The 20,218-nt window shown below is 36.9% G+C and carries 20 protein-coding genes; 10 read left to right on the top strand and 10 right to left on the bottom strand.

The genetic code is table 11. From position 1 onward, the window contains the following. Positions 1-125: 125 nt before the first annotated feature. Positions 126-1,721: a tetratricopeptide repeat protein gene (locus ACE3RB_RS00100; RefSeq protein ID WP_374462300.1), complete on the bottom strand. Its 1,596-nt coding sequence runs from the start codon at positions 1,719-1,721 to the stop codon at positions 126-128. A 331-nt stretch (positions 1,722-2,052) separates the two neighbouring features. Here ACE3RB_RS00100 and ACE3RB_RS00095 point away from each other — a divergent pair, with 331 nt between their 5' ends. After that, positions 2,053-3,213, top strand: coding sequence for a thioredoxin family protein (locus tag ACE3RB_RS00095; protein WP_374462299.1), 1,161 nt, complete (start codon positions 2,053-2,055; stop codon positions 3,211-3,213). Positions 3,214-3,409: 196 nt separating this feature from the next. Here ACE3RB_RS00095 and ACE3RB_RS00090 read toward each other — a convergent pair whose 3' ends face one another. Beyond that, positions 3,410-4,432 (bottom strand): 3-oxoacyl-ACP synthase III family protein, encoded by a 1,023-nt coding sequence (locus ACE3RB_RS00090; protein WP_374462298.1) that lies wholly within the window; start codon positions 4,430-4,432, stop codon positions 3,410-3,412. Between the two features lie 73 nt (positions 4,433-4,505). On the opposite strand from ACE3RB_RS00090, the gene ACE3RB_RS00085 reads away from it, so the two are divergent. The 5 genes from ACE3RB_RS00085 to ACE3RB_RS00065 all read left to right on the top strand — a co-directional run bounded on the left by ACE3RB_RS00085 (position 4,506) and on the right by ACE3RB_RS00065 (position 8,568). Further along, positions 4,506-5,405 carry a CorA family divalent cation transporter gene (locus ACE3RB_RS00085; protein ID WP_374462297.1) on the top strand — a complete coding sequence of 300 codons (900 nt, stop codon included), beginning with the start codon at positions 4,506-4,508 and terminating at the stop codon, positions 5,403-5,405. Between the two features lie 95 nt (positions 5,406-5,500). After that, complete coding sequence (locus ACE3RB_RS00080; RefSeq protein WP_374462296.1) at positions 5,501-7,087, top strand: patatin-like phospholipase family protein; 1,587 nt, start codon at positions 5,501-5,503, stop codon at positions 7,085-7,087. A 46-nt stretch (positions 7,088-7,133) separates the two neighbouring features. Beyond that, the gene (locus tag ACE3RB_RS00075) at positions 7,134-7,637 is read left to right on the top strand and encodes a DUF2199 domain-containing protein (protein WP_374462295.1); all 504 of its coding nucleotides are present in this window, start codon (positions 7,134-7,136) and stop codon (positions 7,635-7,637) included. Then, positions 7,638-8,120 carry a hypothetical protein gene (locus ACE3RB_RS00070; protein ID WP_374462294.1) on the top strand — a complete coding sequence of 161 codons (483 nt, stop codon included), beginning with the start codon at positions 7,638-7,640 and terminating at the stop codon, positions 8,118-8,120. Continuing rightward, positions 8,095-8,568 (top strand): hypothetical protein, encoded by a 474-nt coding sequence (locus tag ACE3RB_RS00065; RefSeq protein ID WP_374462293.1) that lies wholly within the window; start codon positions 8,095-8,097, stop codon positions 8,566-8,568. The genes ACE3RB_RS00070 and ACE3RB_RS00065 overlap by 26 nt, the downstream gene beginning before the upstream one ends. 43 nt (positions 8,569-8,611) lie before the next feature. Here ACE3RB_RS00065 and ACE3RB_RS00060 read toward each other — a convergent pair whose 3' ends face one another. Then, entirely contained in the window at positions 8,612-9,142 is a 531-nt protein-coding gene (locus ACE3RB_RS00060; RefSeq protein WP_374462292.1) for an NAD(P)H-dependent oxidoreductase, read from the bottom strand. Positions 9,143-9,248: 106 nt separating this feature from the next. On the opposite strand from ACE3RB_RS00060, the gene ACE3RB_RS00055 reads away from it, so the two are divergent. After that, positions 9,249-9,650 (top strand): winged helix-turn-helix transcriptional regulator, encoded by a 402-nt coding sequence (locus ACE3RB_RS00055; RefSeq protein WP_374462291.1) that lies wholly within the window; start codon positions 9,249-9,251, stop codon positions 9,648-9,650. 81 nt (positions 9,651-9,731) lie between these two features. Here the strand turns inward: ACE3RB_RS00055 and ACE3RB_RS00050 are convergent, their stop codons facing one another. Continuing rightward, entirely contained in the window at positions 9,732-10,292 is a 561-nt protein-coding gene (locus ACE3RB_RS00050; RefSeq protein ID WP_374462290.1) for a DNA-3-methyladenine glycosylase I, read from the bottom strand. 169 nt (positions 10,293-10,461) lie between these two features. Between ACE3RB_RS00050 and ACE3RB_RS00045 the strand changes: the two genes are divergently transcribed. From ACE3RB_RS00045 to ACE3RB_RS00035, 3 genes are read left to right on the top strand one after another with little or no spacing between them, the layout of a single operon-like run. Next, on the top strand, positions 10,462-11,376 hold the full coding sequence (locus ACE3RB_RS00045; protein WP_374462289.1) for an alpha/beta hydrolase: 915 nt from the start codon (positions 10,462-10,464) through the stop codon (positions 11,374-11,376). 17 nt (positions 11,377-11,393) lie between these two features. After that, a complete protein-coding gene (locus ACE3RB_RS00040; protein ID WP_374462288.1) occupies positions 11,394-11,771 on the top strand; it encodes a hypothetical protein in 378 nt (125 codons plus the stop codon). 55 nt (positions 11,772-11,826) lie between these two features. Further along, entirely contained in the window at positions 11,827-12,840 is a 1,014-nt protein-coding gene (locus ACE3RB_RS00035; RefSeq protein WP_374462287.1) for a TQO small subunit DoxD, read from the top strand. A 133-nt stretch (positions 12,841-12,973) separates the two neighbouring features. On the opposite strand, the gene ACE3RB_RS00030 is transcribed toward ACE3RB_RS00035, so the two are convergent. The 6 genes from ACE3RB_RS00030 to ACE3RB_RS00005 form a co-directional block, all read right to left on the bottom strand. Then, positions 12,974-13,570, bottom strand: a complete 597-nt coding sequence (locus tag ACE3RB_RS00030) for a hypothetical protein (RefSeq protein ID WP_374462286.1) — start codon at positions 13,568-13,570, stop codon at positions 12,974-12,976. Positions 13,571-13,769: 199 nt separating this feature from the next. Further along, complete coding sequence (locus ACE3RB_RS00025) at positions 13,770-15,347, bottom strand: DHA2 family efflux MFS transporter permease subunit (protein ID WP_002977631.1); 1,578 nt, start codon at positions 15,345-15,347, stop codon at positions 13,770-13,772. Positions 15,348-15,487: 140 nt separating this feature from the next. Further along, positions 15,488-16,591 (bottom strand): HlyD family secretion protein, encoded by a 1,104-nt coding sequence (locus tag ACE3RB_RS00020; RefSeq protein ID WP_374462285.1) that lies wholly within the window; start codon positions 16,589-16,591, stop codon positions 15,488-15,490. 16 nt (positions 16,592-16,607) lie between these two features. Beyond that, positions 16,608-17,921 (bottom strand): TolC family protein, encoded by a 1,314-nt coding sequence (locus ACE3RB_RS00015; RefSeq protein ID WP_374462284.1) that lies wholly within the window; start codon positions 17,919-17,921, stop codon positions 16,608-16,610. Next, positions 17,905-18,543 (bottom strand): TetR/AcrR family transcriptional regulator, encoded by a 639-nt coding sequence (locus ACE3RB_RS00010; protein ID WP_374462283.1) that lies wholly within the window; start codon positions 18,541-18,543, stop codon positions 17,905-17,907. Before ACE3RB_RS00010 ends, ACE3RB_RS00015 begins: the two co-directional genes overlap by 17 nt. Positions 18,544-18,859: 316 nt before the next feature. Beyond that, the gene (locus tag ACE3RB_RS00005; RefSeq protein WP_374462282.1) at positions 18,860-19,978 is read right to left on the bottom strand and encodes an ATP-binding protein; all 1,119 of its coding nucleotides are present in this window, start codon (positions 19,976-19,978) and stop codon (positions 18,860-18,862) included. Positions 19,979-20,218: the final 240 nt, after the last annotated feature.

The following is a 20,218-nucleotide window of genomic DNA, read 5'->3' as shown; positions in this document are numbered from 1 at the left end:
GTATCAGGATTGTCTCCTGTTCTGTGAAACTGACACAAATATATGATAGAAAGGCGTTTCTTTAAAACAATAGGTTGTTCATTTTCATGAAAATGACAAGATAGAAATTAAAAAATCAGGTCTTTTTAATCATTTTCCGGAAAATGAACATGTGTATCGGATTTATTTTCATTATCCAGATATTTGATATAGGCAGATGGAGAATAGTCCGTTACCGCTTTAAACACCGATGCAAATTTACTGTGAGAAGAGAACCCGCATTCATCGGCAAGGATACTTATTTTATACTGCCTGTACTTCTCATCATTGATGAGTTTATCTACAATATAATTAATCCTTAAACGGTTGATGTATGTTTTGAAGTCTGCGCTTTTATGCTGATTAATGACATAAGAAAGATATTTTGTATTGGTGTTCAGTTCACCGGCAAGAAAAGAAAGGGACATTCCTTTGTTATTATAAAGATTACCTCTTTCAAAGTCTTCAAGAAGTTCAAGCAGCTTAGATTCTGTTTCGGAAGTCATCAGGGAATCATTTCTTCTCCGGTCTGCTTCAGGTTCTTTGTCATCAATTTCTTCTACAGATATATTGGAAAACTCAGAATCGGGCTGTAATAAAGGATAATGGTTTCTGCTGCTGATCGTATTAAACTGAGCCCTCATCATATTTCGTAATTTTGAACGCTGTTTTTTCTGTTTTCTTCTGATAAAAATGAGTAAGCCTACCAGTGAAATAAAGAGGATTACAATAGCAGCATTTTTTACTCCGTTCATCTGCCCGCTCTTTTTATTAGGCTTTCCCTTTGGGTTTTCAAAGGATTTCATTGCAAAACTCTGATTGCGGGCTGCAATGCTGTCATAGGCACGTATATATTTCACCGCATACAATGAAGCTTTAAAATTATCTCCCGTTCCTTCATAATAATCATTAATATTGGAATATACGGCCTTTTTAAGCTTAAGACTCCGGGATGTATCTGCAATTTTCTCCGCCTTTTTAAGATAGGATTCAGCATCTTTCCAGTTTTTCTGCTTAAGACGGATACCTCCCAATCCGTTATACACCAAACCCAGGGTGCAGCTTCCGTCTTTAAGTAAACCTTCTGCTTTTCTATAATAGCTTTCAGAAACAGGATAATCATTAAGTTTGAAATAAATATCTCCCAACAGCTGATAAGAAGCGGCTGTTGTCTTTTTTTCTTTATCACTGTTTATTTTTTCAAAATATTTCAGAGAAGATTCGATATATTGTATAGCATTGGGATAATTCCCCATCTCCATTTCATAGAAGGCCATTTCCTGATTCAGCAGTCCTGCCGCTTCGTTACTCTTCTGAAAATCAGTGATCCGGCCGGCAGCTTCCAGTCCTTTCAGAATGTATTTTTTGGATCTTTCGTATAACCCTACCTGTCTATATTGTCTCGCAAGTAATCTGGTTACTACAGTCATCCATTGCGGATCATTAACCTGGTTGATGACCGAGTGTGCATTTTCACTGTAACAAATTGCTTTTTTAAGTTCGCCCGCATGGTGATAAAGTTCTGAAGAAAGAATGAGGCATCTGATTTTCTCTGCAGGAGTTTGAGCTGACATATAAAGAGAATCCGCAGTTTTGATTGCTTTGGGTAAATCCTTATAAGCTGTGACGGAAGAAGTCCTTTCACAGATAAGATCAAAGTTATTTTTTTTCTGGGCGAATATAGGAACTGCTGTTATCAGCAAAAACAAAAATTTCAGAAGACTTCTAGGCATAAAAAAACAAATTATTATTTTGATTTTATAATAATTCATCATTATTTTCAGGGAGTGTCTTTTTGTTTTTTACAAAACTAGTGATATTTTATTTTTTATTAAAATATTATCTTGAAATTTAATCATTTACCCAAAACAATCATTTACATTAATTTTAATAATAAAACTAAAATAATATATGATTATCTTTCATAATCACCTGATCTCTGTTTTAAAGCTAAAGTTCCTATATAATTATTTTCAATATGAACGGCTCATGTGTCATCATATTTATTACATTTGTAGGGAATAAAAAGTTTTTATGAAAAAAATAGCAATACTTTCCTCCATCTTTATAGGAGCCCTGGCATGGGCGCAGGGAATTAAATTTGAAGAAGGCAATTTTGCCTCTATCCTTGCCAAAGCGAAAAAGGAAAAAAAACTGGTCTTTATTGATGCGTATGCCTCATGGTGCGGGCCTTGTAAGCTGATGGTTAAAAATATTTTCCCGCTTCAGTCTGTGGGTGATTATTATAATTCTCATTTCATCAATGCTAAAATTGATATGGAAAAAGGGGAAGGAATTGAGCTTGCCAAAAAATATAACGTAAAAGCATTTCCTACTTACCTGTTTATTGACGGAAATGGTGAAGCGGTACACAGAACTTTGGGATATGTAGAGGAAAAAGACTTTATCCAGTTTGCAAAAGATGCTGAAGATCCGAATAAAAGACTGACTTCTCTGAAGCAGCAATTTGAAAACGGAGAAAAAGATCCTGAATTTTTAAAGAATCTTGCAGGCCTTACCATGTATAATGATGCTGAGTTCGCCGGTAAAGTGATGAACCGTTATTTTCAGCAGAAAACCAGTTTAGATCAGGAAGATATTCAGATGCTTCTTTCAGGAGTTCAGACTACAGACAGTCCTTTGTACAAAATTTTCCAGGATAAAAAAGCCGATATCGTTAAATTTTTCCCGGAAGATAAGTATGAAAAGTTTGATAAAAATATCAAGTTGAATACTATTTCTAAAAAAGCATACAATGCAGATGCTAAAACATGGAATGACAGCTATTTTATGTCTGAAGCGCAGAAATTCCTGAGCAAAGAAGAGGCTGACAAGATCTTAAAAAGAATGAAAGCCAACAGAGCTTTAAAGAATAAAAATATTCCTGAATATGAAAAATTAATCCTTGACCTTTACAAAGATTATTCTGCAGCAGGTTCCGAAGAACTGAATTCCCTTGCGTGGAACTTCTTTGAAAATGTAAGCAACAAGGAGTCCCTTGAAAAAGCGATTGCATGGGCGCAGGAATCTGTAAAAAAAGACCAGAACTTTGCCAATACAGATACTTTAGCCAACCTTTACAATAAGGTGGGTGATAAGAAAAATGCAAAAATATGGGCTGAAAAGTCTATTGAACTTGCGAAAAGCACCGGACAGGATTCTTCTGACACGGAAAAATTACTGAAAAGCCTTTAATTGATTATTAAGGTCTGAAATAAAAAAACGCAGAACTCCGTTCTGCGTTTTTTTATGATGTATAAACCACCCCGTCAAAAATTCTTTGAATTTTCGCCACCCCTCCAAAGGATGGGAATTTTCACGTCTTCAGTTGTGGTATAAGTGAAGGTTTCCCTTCTGTTTTTTATGAGGCAATAAGCAATAATTGCTTCTCTTAGTATTCAAACAGGACACTTCCCCACGTAAATCCGCTTCCGAAAGCAGAAAGAAGGACAAGGTCTCCTCTTTTGATTTTTCCCTGCTCAATTGCTTCGCTTAAAGCAATCGGAATAGAAGCCGCTGTTGTGTTTCCGTATCTCTGGATATTGTTGAACACTTTATCGTCTGGTAATCCGAATTTTTCCTGTACAAACTGGGCAATTCTCAGGTTCGCTTGATGAGGAATGAACATATCAAGATCTTCAACTTTTTTTCCAGCTTTGTTCAATGCTTCCATCATTGTTTCAGGGAATCTTGTTACGGCATGCTTAAACACAAAGTTACCGTTCATAATCGGGTATACTTCTTTGTTTGTTACATTTTCAGGGTCTTTTCTCATCCTGTCGCTCCATCCGAACTTTGAACCCGGGAACTGAGTACAAAGATCATCTGCATATTTTCCTTCAGAATGCATATTCATGGCTAAAATATCACCCGCATTTTCATCTTCTGTAGCCGAAAGAACAATAGCTCCTGCCCCATCTCCGAAAATGACAGAAACCCCTCTTCCTTCATCAGAAAAATCCAGTCCGAAGGAGTGAACTTCAGCTCCTACCACAAGAATATTTTTATAAGTCCCAGATTTGATAAATGCATTGGCAACACTCATAGAATATACAAATCCTGAACATTGATTTCTTACATCCAATGCTCCTATCGTATCACATCCCAGCATGTCCTGAAGCAATACACCACATCCTGGGAAATAATAATCCGGAGAAAGTGTGGCAAAGATAATATAATCGATATCTTTTGAGGTAAGACCAGCATTCTGGATGGCTTTTTCTGCAGCTTTAAAACCCAGATAAGCGCTGGTTTCCTGAGAGTCGTATCTGTTTTTTCTGTGTCTTCTTTCCTTGATGCCTGTCCTTTCCGTAATCCATTCATCATTGGTCGTCATCAGTTTTGCTAAATCATCATTTGTTACAACGTTATCTGGAACATAAAATCCCACACCTTTTATTGTACTTTTAATCATATAGTTTTTTAATTTTGGCAAAGATAAAACTTATTTAACACATAGTTTTTCAAAATATTAGTATTTTTACTTTATGCCAATTGACACGATATACAGAACCTCCCAGTGCGAATGGGTAGATGTAGAGGCTCCTACTGTAGAAGACCTGAAATTTCTTCATGAAAGATATGAAATCAACAATCTTCTTCTTGAAGATACAATGGATCCTAACCACCTTCCGAAATATGAAGAAGACGGGAATGTAAAATTCTTCTTACTTCGTGAAAGTACGGAGCTGGAAAGGAAAAATCTGAATACCATCAGCGATATCAGCACCAAAATTGGAATTTTTCTGGTTGAAAATACCATTATTACCATCCACAGGATGAAGACCAGAAGTATCACGGAGACCAAAAAAAAGGTTTCTTTGATTCAGCAGGACGTTACTCCTCAGCAAATCACCCTCATGATTGCTATCCTGATTATGAAAAGTTTTGATGATGAATCTTTAAGTCTTTTCGAAACGATGGATAATATTGAGAATGAGATTTTCCTTAAAAACACCAATCATACCAGCCAGATCCGCCGTCTTTATAAACTGAAACGAAAATCAGGATTGAATTCACGGGTACTGGTTATCTCTACGGATGCTATTGATAAATTTAAACTCCTGAATTTACAGGACTCCGAATTTGTTGATTTAAAGGACAAGCATAAAGATGTTGTAGCGGATTTTGATCATCTGAATATCCAGATTACTAACCTTATTTCCATGTTCCTGGCCCTTTCTGATCAGAAGGCCAATCAGGTGATGAAGGTTCTGGCCATTTATTCCGTTTACTTTTTACCGATCACTTTCATTGCCGGCGTTTACGGGATGAATTTCGATAATATGCCTGAGCTTCATCATAAGTATGGCTATTTTATAACTTTGGGAGCAATGGCTACAGTTGTGATCAGTACATTTATTTATGTAAGACGAAAGCAATGGTGATCAGATTTTATATTGACACAAAGGCGTATCTACTGTAAATATGACCAGTTGATTACTTGTTGTCTTTAACCATCATACCACAAAACAAAAATACCATGACCTCTGAAAACCTTAATAAAATCCTGGAAGATCCGTCCCTTTCACAGGCATCCAAAGAAAAGCTGATGGCTGTACATCAGAATATCTCCGGCAAAGAATTTTCTGACCTTCTGGATCAATCAGGTAATCAGTATGTGGAGTTTGTTCAGGAAGGTGGTGGTGTCTGGGGGAGTGCATTGGTAGGCTATCTTTACGGCCTGGAAATATTCGGTATCCGTTTTCTGAAAGTAGCAGGAACAAGTGCTGGCGCCATTAATACGATGCTTATTGCAGCCTGTAAAACCAAAGAGGAATCTAAAAGTGAGCTGATCAAGGATATCCTTTTTAGCTGGGATTTTTCAGATTTCATGGATGGGAAGACGTATGTAAAAACCACCCTTCATGCGATGCTGAATAACAAAGATTTTTTTAAGATCAATGCTGTTATTGCTGCTATCCTTTTTATTATCCTGATCAGTATTCCTTTTCTGGCACCTTCAACAACGATTCTGAATGCAAAACTGATGTTCCTGATTCCTCTGATACCAGCCGTCATTCTATTTTTCTGTATCAAAAAGCTTTACAACAATTTCAGAAAAGAAAACAGCGGACTGAATCCCGGAAATACTTTTCAGAAAACGATGCAGAATGCGCTGGATCAATTCGGAATAAAAACGGTTGCTCATCTCAATAAAAAATTCATTCAGAAAGAAAGAGAGCTCAACCTCAATTACCGGTATGGAAACGGACAGGAATATTACCTGATGGCTCTGCAAAGCATCGAAAAGATTAAGGAAAAGAATAAGGAACATATTGATCAGACCCGATACCGGATTTTCTACGAAAGCTCTGTAAATAATGATTATTATAAAAATAACCCGTTTTACCTTCTCAAGTCCGAATATGTTGTCATCACCACCGATATCAATGCAAAAATTAAGGTAGAGCTTCCCACGATGGCTAATCTTTACTGGTCTGAAGAGGAACTGAAGCACATCAGTCCGGCAGAATTTGTACGGGCTTCTATGGCTGTTCCCTTTTTCTTTGAGCCTTTTCAGAAACAAATCAATAAAGACGACGATTCTGTAAAATATGCCTGGAGGTACTGGATGAATACCAAGCCTGAAGATATCAATCCTGCAGGAGTTTTCATTGATGGCGGCAGTATTTCCAACTTCCCCATTGATCTGTTTCATGCGGATGAAGTTTTTTATCCGAGAATGCCCCTTTTTGGGGTGCAGCTCACAAGTGATTCTACTATCCTTTCGGAAAAAGGGAAAACCAGTGAAGAAATCCTTAAAACACCATTCAGCTACGCCGGAAATATCATCAGTACCTTAAAAGGATTTAATGATAAAACATTTCTTACCAAACACACCTTTTATAAACTGTACAGCATACAGACTGTTAACTGTGGGACCAGCAGCTGGCTGAATTTCTTTATGAAAAGGGAGGAAAAGGAAGAGCTCTTCAACAGAGGATTTCAGGTAGCCCTTGATTTTCTCAACAGCTTTGATTGGGAAAAGTACAAATATGAAAGAATGATGCTTACCATGAAGGATAAAAAAATACTGAAAGAAGAGGATACGCCTACGGTAGGATAAGGATTTTTAGCTTTTTAAATTTAATCAATATTATAAATAAAATACAATGATGAAATACATCTGCCAATGCTGTGGAGAAGAGAAAGAAGACTGGCCGGCAATTGCCTATTCATACCCTTATTTTTATTCCTGTTTATCTGAAGAAGAATTGAAAAATGCAGAACTTAGCTCAGATCTGTGCGTCATAAAAGAAGCAAAAGATTCCCACAGGTTTATCCGTACTGTTCTTGTACAGGAAGTAGTGGATGACTGCAAAGATCTGGATTATGGAATCTGGGTTTCTTTGAGTGAAAAAAACTTCAATGAATACGTTGAGAACTATGATAACAAGGAGTTCGAGGCTGAATATTTCGGATGGCTTTCCACCTATCTTCCGGATTATGAGTTTGAGGAAAGTGTTCCTACAACTGTAGTAGTAAATAATTCTGTCGGACGACCTTTTGTTTATCCTCATCAAAGTTATGATCATCCGTTTGTGGACGATTTTTATAGTGGGATTACAAAGGAGGAAGCAGAGAAGAGGATTTATCGGATTTTACATAAAGAATAAATGAACTGGATTATCAGAAGTACAAAAAAGGTAAAATTCCATACAAATCTCCATGAAGTTTTAATGCCTATATGGAATTACCTGGTTACTTATAACTGGATCCTGACTGATTTGGAATTTATTCCTAATGGCCAGCCAATCCCTATCAACTATGAATACGATTTTTTCATTTTAAGCCATCAACAATTTGAACAGCTTTACAAAAACAGTCCTCAAATTATCTGGGGAATAATATCAGCTGTTCCAGATAATATTGAACCTGATGCTTCATTAATTTCCAAATTATCTGCTGAAAATTCCATCATTTGGGAACCTGATCAATTTTTAATACCGGAAAGTATTTTAGAAATTGTTGCTTTTGACAGTGGGTATACTCTTATGAAATTTAAAGATAAAAATCTTTCAGATACATTTAAAGAATATTTTCAGGAGCAGGCAATAGATCTGCAGAAGTTCAATGAGAAATATAGAACCGGAGCATGAAAAAACTGATTTCAGAAAAGTTTCACATTATTGTTTGATAATCACTTTAATTTTTATCATATTTTGTTTAATTAGTGCCAATTTAGGAATAAACAACATACTCAAAAGCCCTAAATATACAATTGGAGAAGCTAGTTCGGACTGGCATCACAAAAATAATAATGGCGTAGGAATAGATTACAAATATGATGTTAATGGTATAACCTATTCTAAAACTGCTAATGTCTCTTATCAGAAAGGAGATAAATTTCTCATCGTCTTTGATTCTATAAAACCCGATAATTCAGCAATACTTGACATCTACTCTATTGAAAACTACCTTATAGATTTAAAAGTTCCTTCAAAAGGCTGGAAATATCAGGATGTACCCTTTAGCATTGACAGAAATACCATAAAGAAATATGTCCATGACTGGAATGTGGAACCTTTTGAATACATACAAAAGTAAGTTGAACTCATTTTAATTCAAGTTCAACTTACTTTTTATATTGTTATAAATTATCCAGAAACTCCAGATACATCGGAACACTTCTGTTGATCCATTCATCGGAAGAATCTCTTTCAATTCCATAATAAACGAATGGTTCTTTATAATCTGCCTTTATATAATCAAAGGTTAATTCATAAGGTCGGAAAAGCTCTTTCATCGTATATTTATATTCTCCGGATGCGCTGTATCCTTCTTCATCTATTCCTGCGGTAACAGCCAGTGACATTTTCTTTCCCGCCAGCTTGAAACCGCTGTTGCTTCCATAGGCCCAGCCATACAAAACCACTTCATCCAGCCATTGTTTTAAAAGCGGCGGACTGCTGAACCAGTAAAAAGGAAACTGAAATACAATTTTATCGTAAGATTCCATCATTTTCTGTTCCTGAGCTACATCAATTTTCCCGTCAGGATAAGCCTCATACAGCTGATGAACCGTATATTTGTCAGGGTATTTCTTCAATTCATCGATCCATTTTTTATTGATCACTGATTTTTCAATATCAGGATGCGTCACAATTACTAAGGTCTTCATTATGTTTAAATTTCTTATGTTTAAATTTCTGTTGCAAAATTACAACACGTTACTTACATTTCGTACATTAGCAACCTATTGTATGGTACTATAAAAAATGTAAGTAATGACTAAAATAAAGGAAACCTCAACCAATTATGCCAATAAAAAAGCACTTGCTGATGAGTGCCCGGAAATTTATGCTTCCAATATTATCGGAGGACAATGGGCTTTGGCAATCTGCTGTTATCTGATTAATGGGAAAATGAGATTCGGGGAACTTAGAAAAAAGCTTCAGAATATTACCGAGCGGATGCTTACGCTTCAGCTCCGCCGGCTGGAAGAGGATAAAATTATTACAAGAACAGTGTATGCCGAAGTTCCGCCACGGGTAGAATATGAGCTTACAGAAATAGGCTACAAACTGAACACCATTATCCTTGAGTTTGAAAAATGGGGCAAAGAACATAAAGAACTGATGAAGGAAACATCGAAGAATGATTTAAAAAATGAGATTCCTGCGGAATGACATTGTTCGTGCATAATATCAAACAGTTCTATTGTCATTCCGTAGAAATCCAGGTTTGTTAATTAAAGAATAATCCGTATTCTACTTTCCCTCAGCTTTTTTCCACAAAGGTTTTTGCGCCAATACTTTCGGGTGAATGGGACAGCTTTCATGGTGGGCTCCTTTCAGATATCCGGTGCTCATCAGAAATTCATTTACAATTTCCCCACCTGTAAACTTGAATGTTTTTTTGAACAGCTTCATCCATTCCTGCAATGTTTTAGGATGATGATGTTCCAGCCATTTTTCGAAAGAACCGAATTCCTGTTGCAATTCAATAATTGTTTTTGCATTTTCAACCGCAGCATTTACTTTTAGTTTATTCCTGATAATTCCCGGATCGCTCAGCAGTCTTTCCCGATCTTCTTCTGTATAAGCCGCTATTTTCTGAATATCAAAATTGTCATAGGCTTTTCTGAAGCTTTCTTCTTTTTTCAGGACAGTTTCCCAGCTTAATCCAGCCTGATTGATTTCAAGGATCAGTCTTCCGAACAATTCATTATCATCATGAATAGGAAACCCGTAATAGTTGTCATGATAATTCCTGTGCAGCTCTTTTCTGCTTTCGGGCTGCATCCCTTCTATTGCCAAACAATAACTCATTTCAATATATTTTCTATTTTGTAAAACTTTCAGACTGTAAAGATAAAGCGGGATTGTGACAACTGTCCGTCAGTAGTGTTTTAATTTTTAAATTTAACAGCTCTTAAAACAGTTTTATGACTTTCCGTCCAGAGAAATTTAGTAGTTTAGAAGAGTCAAAATATCCAATATGAAAGTACTGTTTTCCCTTCTTTTTATGATAGGCTCAATGTTCTTTAAAGCACAGAATTTATATTCCAAGGCTTATGGTGAACCTAAAAACCCGCCTGTCATTTTTATTCATGGCGGACCGGGCGGAAATGCCACTTTATTTGAAGGAACTACAGCCAAAAAACTTGCTGACAAAGGATTTTACGTCATTGTCTATGACAGACGTGGTGAAGGACGTTCAAAAGATGAAAGTGCAACCATGACATTTAAAGAAAGTTTTGAGGATTTAAAAGGTATTTATTCCGCATACAATATCAAAAAAGCCAATATTATTGCCCACAGTTTCGGCGGGATTATCGGAACTTTGTTTACGGCACAATTTCCTGAAAAGGTAAAGTCGCTGACTCTTGCGGGCGCTTTATTTACCCAGCAGGAGACCTATGATCATATTCTTAAAAAGGCAAAAGAACATTTCAAAAATGATTCTGTTCAGCTTGCAGAAATTTCAGCAATAGAAAATCTGGATAAAAATTCCGCGGCTTACAGAAAAAGATGTTATGAAATGGCTGGAAAACTTGGCTTCTTTGACATGCCCAATCCTACTTCCGAAAGTGAAATGCTGAGAAAGGAATACCAGGCAGGAGAATTTTATAAAAACAATATAAGAAACCCCAACTCTCCACTTACATTTTATCAGAATGAACCTTTGAATAATCTTGATAATACCACCGTTTTAAAAAATATCCGAAAAAAAGGAATTCCTCTTTTTGCAGTGTATGGTAAGAATGACGGTATATTTTCGGAAAAGCAACTTAATGATCTTAAAAATATTGTCGGAAAGAAAAACTTTAAACTGATTGATAACTGCTCCCATTATTTATTTGTAGATCAGCAGAATGATTTCCTGGAATTTATTAATCTTATGTTGAAATAAAGTATAGTTTTGTAATCATGCACCATTCAGGATTCCATATGAAAACCTATAAAGCTGTCGTTACGATGCTTATTTTGGTATTTTCATTGTCTCCGTGCCCTGTTAAAAGGAATATTCTTGACATTTTTGACATTCAGTATATCAGTGGACTTAATAAGGTAAAAACCACTTCCTCACTTTCCTTTAGCTGCGATGAGGCATCTGTTTCTTCAGGTATATCAGTTTCAAAAAACAAAGTTCAAAACCAGTATAATAAATTCTTATCCGGTCTTACTGCTGCTGCAGTCAGCTCCGTTGAAGAGAAGATCTTTCTCAATAACTATTCCGGGCATTCAACAGGAAACAGCCCTCCGAAATATATTCTGTTTAAAAGACTGAAACTTAATCTGATTTAAACTTTTTTAAAATCAAATTATAAAATCAGTTTTTTACAATACAATATTAATTTCAATGAAACATACCATAAACAGCCAGTCTTCGAACCTGGCCGGCTTATATACTTTATCCCTCCGCATGGTCATCGGATGGACTTATTTTTCAGCATTCTGGCGCAGACTTATCCTGGAAAACAAACTTATTCCCGATGAAAACGGATATATCGGGGAAAAATTCAATCATTTTTTACCTAATGCACTTGGAATAAAACCTGTTATTGAGTACCTGGTTACCCATCCCGACGCATTACAGCGCTCCATGATGATTTTTACTATTATTGAAGCTATTATCGGATTATTCATCATCCTCGGATTATTTACCCGCCTCATGAGCATCGGTATCTTCAGCCTTGCTTTTGGAATTTTACTGGGTTCCGGCTGGCTGGGAACAACCTGTCTTGATGAATGGCAGATAGGTGTTCTGGGAATCGCAGGAGGATTTGTTCTGTTTCTCTCGGGAAGCGGTGCTTATTCACTGGATTATTATTTTATGAAGAAGAGCCAAAATTTCACTCAAAAGAATTGGTTTCAATGGCTGGGATCCGGAAGTTTCCCCATCTCAAAACCTAAAATTTTCGTACTGGCAGGATCGTTAATCATATTTGGGTTAACCCTTTTTACCAACCAGTATTTCCATGGCGGTGTATGGGGAACTCTCCATAATAAATCAGTAAAGCCTAAACTGGAAATTTCAAATATCTCCCATAATCAATCACACCTGAAATTTGAGGTATACAGAACTGAAGGTGCCGATGTATACGGATCTTTCGTAATAGGCATCCATATTCTGGACAAAAACGGAAATATTTTAAAGGAACTTGATCAAAGAGAACTCGGCGGAATTCCTGAAGAGAATATTCAAAATCATTATGTTGCCAAAGTGAAACCGGGGAAACACAGTCTTGTAGTTCCACTGGGAGCAAAAGCTGATGTGACTATGAATATTGATGATATTTTTCAGAAAAATGAAATTCATTCCTTAAAATTGATTGACATCAGCGGTATTGAATGGATAGAGAGGATTGACTAGGAGTTCGGGGTACGGGATGCCAGTTTTAGTTTTTTGGCTGAACCTGATTTTCGATTTATAATAGTAAAAGCGGACTAAAGTCCGCTTCTATTATATTTCATGAATGCATTTTTAATTTCCCGGCATTCTCATTCTATTTTTCAGAAACAGTGACATGATAGCTGCATGTACTGTCCGGATCAAGTTTCAGGACTTTTATTTCAAGTAAAACATCCAGCCCCATAGTATCGCAAGCTCCCTGTATGAAAGGTTTTATAACCGGCCATTTCAATAGTCCTGCAATCTGCAGGCTCTGGGTGATTCTATGGTAACGGTCTACTCCTTTGATCAGCAGCTCACATGTATGGTCATTTAATTCTTTAAATTCAAAATTATATTCGGGACTGGATGTAAAAACTGCTCCAATTAATATTTTTGCAACAGCAGGAATCCCAGGCTGCAGATTGGATTTTGTTTCAAGGTTCTTTAAGGCCATTCTTGACCCAAGATCATACATAAAGGTGCTGGAAAGCTGTTCTATTGCTTCTGCTCCATACAGTTTTCCGGCCTGTTTAAGCATTCCTCCATAGAAAGCTCCTGTAATATCAGAAAGGCGCTGGGTAAGCTCTGTAAAAGTTCCGGGAAAGAAATCTGCGATAATCTGAGCCTGATTCATTTCAGGGAGATAAACATCATGTTTTCTGAAATCTGATAATGCCACGTAAGTTTCCGGCAGCTGAATTTGATTCATATAATAAGTTATTAGTATTTTGAGATTGTAGTTGAAGTCGTAAAACTATGTAAAGCTAGAAAAAATAAATAAACTCTCCAACAAGTGATATTATTTTTTATTTAACAAAATGAAAACAGAAAGTTACTGTCTCCTACTATTTTACGTAAAAAACAACATAAAAAACCTTCGAAAATTTCGAAGGTTTTGATCTTAAAATTTAGTGCATGGCTTCACTCAAATCTATTTTTTCTTTGCTCTTTCTTTCTTTTATGAACAAGATAAACGGAATACATATCAGGAATATGACCCCGAGATAAAGAAATACATCCATGTAGGAAAGAACGGTTGCCTGTTTGGTTACGGACAGATCCAGCATTTTGTAAGCGGCATTCATTGCGGCATCAGGAGTCATTCCTTTTGCAATAAAGTTTGCTTTCAGGGCAGCCAGCCTTTGCTGAACGTCAAAACTGTTCTCGTCCAGATGGGAAATTAAGTTATTTCTGTATTTCTGACCAGCGTTGGCAATAAAGGTTGTAATTGCTGCAATCCCGAAAGACCCTCCCAGCTGTCTCATCATCCCGGTAAAAGCTGCACCCTGACCAATCTCCTGGCCTTTCAGTGTACTTAATGACAGTGATGTAATAGGAATGAACAGCAGTCCCAGACCTGCTCCCCTTACAATCAGCATCCAGAAGAAAGCATCTTTACTGGTGTCTGGTGTCAGGATTTTATATCCCCAGAAACTGTAGATAAAAAAGATGAACAATCCCAGGGAAACTAAAATCTGCTGTTTTGCTCCTTTCGTCAGTAATCTTCCGATGATAGGCATCATGAAAGCAGTCGTTAAAGCCGCCGGAATCATTAAGGCTCCTGACTGAAGCGCCGTCCAGCCCAGGATACTCTGTGTATAAAGCGGAACGATGAATGTAGACCCATACAGCCCAAATCCCAATACAAACGACATCACCGTTCCGATTCTTAAGTTTCCATTTTTCAATACCCGGAGTTCTACAATCGGATATTTGAAGGTAAGTTCCCTCCAGAGGAATAATATAAATCCTAATATTGCAGCTACTGTAAAGGCTACGATCATTCCGCTTTCAAACCAATCTTCTTCATGTCCTCTTTCCAGAATGAACTGTAATGAACCTACCGTTACAGCCAGTAAACCAATACCGATCCAGTCGACATCTGAAACTTTACGCTTTTCAGCATATTTCGGACTTCTCACGAACTGCAGGGTCATTAAAGTGGCTGCAATCCCGATCGGAATATTAATATAAAATATATACGGCCAGCTGTAATTATCAACGATGTATCCTCCAAGTGGCGGACCTAATGTAGGACCGATAATTACTCCCAGACCATAGATAGCCTGAGCCATACTTCTCTTTTCAATCGGATAAGATTCCGTAATGATCGTCTGTGAGGTTACCAGTAAGGCTCCTCCTCCGATACCCTGCATCAATCTGAAGAAAACAAGTTCCCAGATATTGGTGGCATTTCCACATAAAAATGAAAATACCGTAAATATGATGATGGATGCCGCAAAGTAATTTCTACGCCCGAACTGCTGTGAAAGCCAGCTTGTCATAGGAACAATAATAACGTTCCCGATGGCATAAGCCGTAATCACCCAACCCACTTCTGAAAGCGTAGCTCCAAGATTCCCCTTCATTTCATTCAAGGCAACATTAACAATCGTGGAGTCTACAATTTCAAGAAGGGCACAAAGGATAGCAGTAATCGTAATGATCACTCTCCGCGCTCCATATTCTACTAATGAATCTTGCATAAGTTTTTTTCGATGTGAAAAATCAATGGTGAATTTTGCTTCGCAAGTGAATGGTGAATTGTAAAGCCTACCGTTTTAATTGACAGCAAAACTGATTCACTATTGACAACGAAGTTCATTGACTTTTAACAATTTAAATGTTATTTCAAAGCAACTTCTGCCTTCACGTTCATTCCTGTTCTCAATCTTTTTGCAATATTTTTGTCAAGATTCACAAAATCAATTTTTACAGGAAGTCTCTGAACTACTTTTACGAAGTTACCACTTGCATTATCCGGAGGAAGAATAGAGAAAGTAGCTCCTGTAGCCGGGGAGAATGAGCTTACCACTCCTTCAAATTCCTGATCAGGGAAAGCATCAATCTCAATTTTCACTTTCTGCCCTTCTACCATTTTGTCTACCTGTGTTTCCTTAAAGTTGGCCACTACCCATTTCTGGTCGTTTTTCACCAAAGCAAACAACTGTGATCCTGCCTGCAGGTACTGACCTGCCTGTGTAGGTACTTTTCCTACATAGCCGTCTTCCGGTGCCAGGATTACTGTATATGATAAGTTCAGCCTTGCATTTTCTACATCTACTTCTCTCTGTTTAGCTACTGATCCTGCAACACTGATCTGTTGAGAGCTTGCCGCCGTCTGGGAAGAAGCAATATGAGTTTGCTGAGCGATTTGATTTCTCTGGTCAACCAATACCTGTAGCTGTTTATCTGCAGATTGTTTTGCAGCAAGTGCCTGCTCATACTGTTGCTCTGTAATAGAATGGTCTTTTACAAGATTGGCATATCTTTTCAGGTCCTGTGATGTTTTCCATACATTTACTTTTGCAGCTTCTATCTGAGCGTTAGCAGTGATTACTGCTGCTTCTGAAGAACCGATATTTTTCGAAGTTGCTGTTGTAGCAGCTTCAGCATTGGAAATATTACTTTTAGCCGTAGATAATGCTGCCTGAGCCTGTTCAAGAGCCATTTTCTGATCTCTGTTATCCAAAATCACCAAAGTATCTCCTTTTTTTACAAACTGGTTGTCTTTTACTTTTACTTCAGCTATATAGCCGGAGATTTTAGAAATTACCGGTGCCATATTGGAAGCAATCTGAGCATCGTCAGTTTCTTCATGATACTGTCCGTAAGTATAAGCTCTGTAACCGTAGATTCCTCCTCCGATTACTACTGCCGCTAAAATGATAGGAAAAACTAAACTTTTTTTCTTTTTAGGTTCAGCTGCCTGTGTATTATTATTTTCCATTTTGGTTTCGATCTGATTATTTAATTGTTAAAGTTCCTGTTGTCTGTAATAGTTTTCTGTATGCCAGTGCAGCATCTGCCTTAGCATTGATTACGCCAACGTTGGCAGCAATCTGAGCGGCGTCTGCATCCAGCAATTCAGTCATGGTTGCAAGACCGTTGTCGTATTTATTTTTTGTAATTCTGTAATTTTCATTGGCCTGCTCAGCAGATTTTTCGAAAACAGCAATTCTTTTTTTGGAATAGTCTGTGTTCTGGTATTCTCTGTTGACATCAAGCTTAATGTTATCATTCAGTAATTCGTCGGTAGCGGCAAGCTGTTTTTCTCTGGCCTGTGACTGTCTTAAAGAAGAGTTTTCTTTCCAAAGGTTGGATAGATTGTATGATACTCCGATTCCTACGTTGATTGCATTATATACGGTAAGAAACTTAGGAATATCAGCAGCTACATAGCCTCCGGTGAATGCTATAGAAGGAAGATTTTCTGCTTTTGCAGCCTTGGTTCCAAATTCTGCTGCTTTTCTCTGTTGTGCCAAAGCCTGCAAATCCTTACGGTTTTCTCGGGCTTCATTAACATAAAAATCAACAGGCTTCACATCCGATCCTTCTTCAATATAATTTTCATCCACTTCAAGTATCGTTGTTTCAGGAAGACCTAGCAGAAGATCCATATTGATATTGGCAATATTGTAATTGTTTTTTGCCTCCAATAGCTGAAGCTCAATATTTGAAGTCTGAAGGTTGGCTTTTAATCTGTCATTTCTCGCGATCAAACCATTATTTTCCATTTTCAGGAAAGTTTCATCTCTTTTCTGGGAAGCTGCAAGATTTTCTTCAAAAACCTTAATAGACTGGTTTGCCTTGAATAAGTTGTTATAAGCCTGAGCTACATTATAAGCAATAGCAATCTTATCATTCTCAGTGCTTAGTTTGGAAGCTTCCACCAGATATTTAGCCGACTGAATACCATATTTGATTCTTCCGCCACTGTAGATCGGAACGCTCAGATTGGCAGTTCCGTAAAGCACCTGATGTACTTCCGGACCTCCTGCACCTGAAACACCGGGAAGCTTGATATCAATATTCGGTTTTATCGGAAGATACATATAGCTTCCTGATACTTTCAGCTCCGGTAACTGTCTGTTTTTAGCTTCCAGAAGATCAGCTGTAGCCTCTTCTATCTTGGCTGCATCTATCTTAAGATTCTTGCTGTTCTGGATTCCCAGCTGCACGGCTTCGTCAAGAGAAAGTGTCTTTTTCTCCTGAGCATTTGCATGGGCTATTCCTACGAATAGTGATAATGCAATCACTGAGTTATTTATTCTCTTCATAACCTAAAAGGTCTTTTAGTAAATATTTAATATGTTTATTAAGTTCTGTATAGTATTTTTCGTCAAAAGCTTCCTCATCTTCTGTTTCATTCAGGAACTCTTTATACATTTCTTTTGCATTGAATGCATAAAATAAAGTTCCGCTTACTGTGGAATGAAGCAGGTAAATAGGTGGTTTTTTGGTGAAAATTCCATTTTTAAGACCGCTTTCCAATATCTGTGAATACATGGAAAGGAATCCCATTTTGGTTTGCTTCAAAAATTCTACAATCTGTGGATTCTTGGTATGCAGCTGCTCTCTCTGCATAATCCTGTAAAAGCATTTTTGATTCCGGATTTTGTTGGAAAACTGATCAATTACTCTTTCAATTTTCTGCCATTCGTTGATATCAGTTCTCCCCAAAAGATCTTTCGAAAAAAACTGACCTTCATTCATTCTGTATTCTACTAATTTCTCATAAAGTTTTTCCTTAGAGCCAAAATAATATGAGATCATAGAGATATTTACATTAGCAGCCTTAGCAATTTCCCGGGTAGAGGTTCCTTCGAACCCTTTTTCAGCAAAGAGCTCCTCAGCGGCAAATAATATATTCTCTTCTTTTGAAATCATGTTAGTATTCATTTTTCAGGGCGCAAATTTACATAAGTTTTTATTCAAATCAAACGATTGATTGATTTTTTAATATAGATTTAATTTATTGCAAAGAAAAGACTGTTTCTATAATAGATGCTAAAACCGAAGGAAAGGCTGTTTTTGATGGAAAACAGCTTAAAAAAGAGTTCATATTTATTTAATAGTAATGAAAACTTTTAATAACAGTATTTGAATTTTCTGAATACTTAACATTAAATAATAGATAAAAAAAGAAGGAAACTACAAGCAATATGATAACCGGTTGTAGTTGAAAACAAAAACTCCGGCTGCCACCGGAGTTTATTTATGAGCTTTTATGTATATATCTTGATAATTTTATTCCCAGATCCGTCCAGACAATTTTAGGATTTCCGTTTCTTGTCAGATGCAGATCGGCTGCATTGATTTCTTCCAGGATGCTTTCAATATTGGCTCCGCTTATAAATTTTGAAAATCCTGCCCAATTGAAACCATTCGCATTGATTTTTTTATAGACAAGATCTTCGGACTGGTAATTCTGAAGCAATGCCAACCTGAATATTTCAGAACAATAATTCAGGAAGTTTTTCTGTTTTTCCCTGTTCCATCCGGCAATTTCTCTTGCCCAGAAAATAATGCTTCTGAGATACTCGGGTTTCTTTTTTACCATAAATGCATCTCTTACCCATTGTACAAAGAGCTTTTCAAACTCATTGGATTTGTCACCCGAATTCAGCAATTTTATGGCATAGTTGAGATCTCCCTGCGCTTCATGAACAATCTCTCTAATTTTTTCTTCTGAAACTGAAAAGTTCTGTCTGAGATAATTTTCAATATCCTCATCATGAATTCTCGGGATCTCTACAATCTGTGTTCTGGAAAGGATGGTAGGAAGGATATCATTGGTACTTTCAGCAGTAAGAAGGATGACAGTCTTTGCCGGCGGCTCTTCCAAGAATTTTAAAAATTTATTTGAAGCGGCAACATTCATCTTATCTGCTCTCCAGACAATAAGAATTTTGGTTCCTCCTTCAAAACTTTTCAGAGAAAATTTCTGGTTCTGATCATCTATTTCATCTGCAGAAATAAATAACTGCTTATTTTCCGACTCCAAAAAAGCAGTCCAGTCATCATAACTTGCATAGGGGGAAGCCAGGATCATTTCCCTGAATTCATCAAATTTATTCTTACTTAACGAGTTTTTATTATCCGTAAAAACCGGAAAGCTGAAGTGAAGATCAAGATGATTGAGATGCTCTACCTTTGCAGCAGCATGTTCATTTTCCTGGCTGAAGATTTCCCTTGCATAAGCCAGCACCATCGGGAGTGTTCCGTATCCCTCCTTTCCTACAAAAAGTTGGGCATGGCTCACTCTGTTTTCAGCAATGCTTTCTCTAAGAAGTTTTTTCAGATTCGTCTGTCCGGCGATATTCTCCCAATTCATGTTTCAAAGATAAAAAATCTTATCTCAATTCATAAAATTAAGTCTGCTTAAAATGTAAAATACAGAGTAAGCCTGATAAAGTAAGCCGTCTTATCAGGTAATCTTTTTATATAAAGAATTGTTATTTATATCTGTGAAAATTTGCATTTTTCTTCTGAAGAAAGGCCCTTAACAAACTTTAACCACATATAATTTTTACAATTCATTAATATTTAAGATATTTGCGCATTGTTTTAAAAA

This window comes from Chryseobacterium sp. (assembly GCF_041914225.1).
Taxonomy (GTDB): Bacteria; Bacteroidota; Bacteroidia; order Flavobacteriales; family Weeksellaceae; genus Chryseobacterium.
The sequence above is the reverse complement of the archived record's forward strand: the minus strand, read 5'-3'. Positions and strand labels throughout refer to the sequence as shown.

Excerpts from the sequence above, each read along its gene's own strand:
- ACE3RB_RS00095 (WP_374462299.1), top strand. The coding sequence starts at position 2,053 with ATGAAAAAAATAGCAATACTTTCCTCCATCTTTATAGGAGCCCTGGCA.
- ACE3RB_RS00090 (WP_374462298.1), bottom strand. The coding sequence starts at position 4,432 with ATGATTAAAAGTACAATAAAAGGTGTGGGATTTTATGTTCCAGATAAC.
- ACE3RB_RS00085 (WP_374462297.1), top strand. The coding sequence starts at position 4,506 with ATGCCAATTGACACGATATACAGAACCTCCCAGTGCGAATGGGTAGAT.
- ACE3RB_RS00080 (WP_374462296.1), top strand. The coding sequence starts at position 5,501 with ATGACCTCTGAAAACCTTAATAAAATCCTGGAAGATCCGTCCCTTTCA.
- ACE3RB_RS00075 (WP_374462295.1), top strand. The coding sequence starts at position 7,134 with ATGATGAAATACATCTGCCAATGCTGTGGAGAAGAGAAAGAAGACTGG.
- ACE3RB_RS00070 (WP_374462294.1), top strand. The coding sequence starts at position 7,638 with ATGAACTGGATTATCAGAAGTACAAAAAAGGTAAAATTCCATACAAAT.
- ACE3RB_RS00065 (WP_374462293.1), top strand. The coding sequence starts at position 8,095 with ATGAGAAATATAGAACCGGAGCATGAAAAAACTGATTTCAGAAAAGTT.
- ACE3RB_RS00060 (WP_374462292.1), bottom strand. The coding sequence starts at position 9,142 with ATGAAGACCTTAGTAATTGTGACGCATCCTGATATTGAAAAATCAGTG.
- ACE3RB_RS00055 (WP_374462291.1), top strand. The coding sequence starts at position 9,249 with ATGACTAAAATAAAGGAAACCTCAACCAATTATGCCAATAAAAAAGCA.
- ACE3RB_RS00050 (WP_374462290.1), bottom strand. The coding sequence starts at position 10,292 with ATGAGTTATTGTTTGGCAATAGAAGGGATGCAGCCCGAAAGCAGAAAA.
- ACE3RB_RS00045 (WP_374462289.1), top strand. The coding sequence starts at position 10,462 with ATGAAAGTACTGTTTTCCCTTCTTTTTATGATAGGCTCAATGTTCTTT.
- ACE3RB_RS00040 (WP_374462288.1), top strand. The coding sequence starts at position 11,394 with ATGCACCATTCAGGATTCCATATGAAAACCTATAAAGCTGTCGTTACG.
- ACE3RB_RS00035 (WP_374462287.1), top strand. The coding sequence starts at position 11,827 with ATGAAACATACCATAAACAGCCAGTCTTCGAACCTGGCCGGCTTATAT.
- ACE3RB_RS00030 (WP_374462286.1), bottom strand. The coding sequence starts at position 13,570 with ATGAATCAAATTCAGCTGCCGGAAACTTACGTGGCATTATCAGATTTC.
- ACE3RB_RS00025 (WP_002977631.1), bottom strand. The coding sequence starts at position 15,347 with ATGCAAGATTCATTAGTAGAATATGGAGCGCGGAGAGTGATCATTACG.
- ACE3RB_RS00020 (WP_374462285.1), bottom strand. The coding sequence starts at position 16,591 with ATGGAAAATAATAATACACAGGCAGCTGAACCTAAAAAGAAAAAAAGT.
- ACE3RB_RS00015 (WP_374462284.1), bottom strand. The coding sequence starts at position 17,921 with ATGAAGAGAATAAATAACTCAGTGATTGCATTATCACTATTCGTAGGA.
- ACE3RB_RS00010 (WP_374462283.1), bottom strand. The coding sequence starts at position 18,543 with ATGAATACTAACATGATTTCAAAAGAAGAGAATATATTATTTGCCGCT.
- ACE3RB_RS00005 (WP_374462282.1), bottom strand. The coding sequence starts at position 19,978 with ATGAATTGGGAGAATATCGCCGGACAGACGAATCTGAAAAAACTTCTT.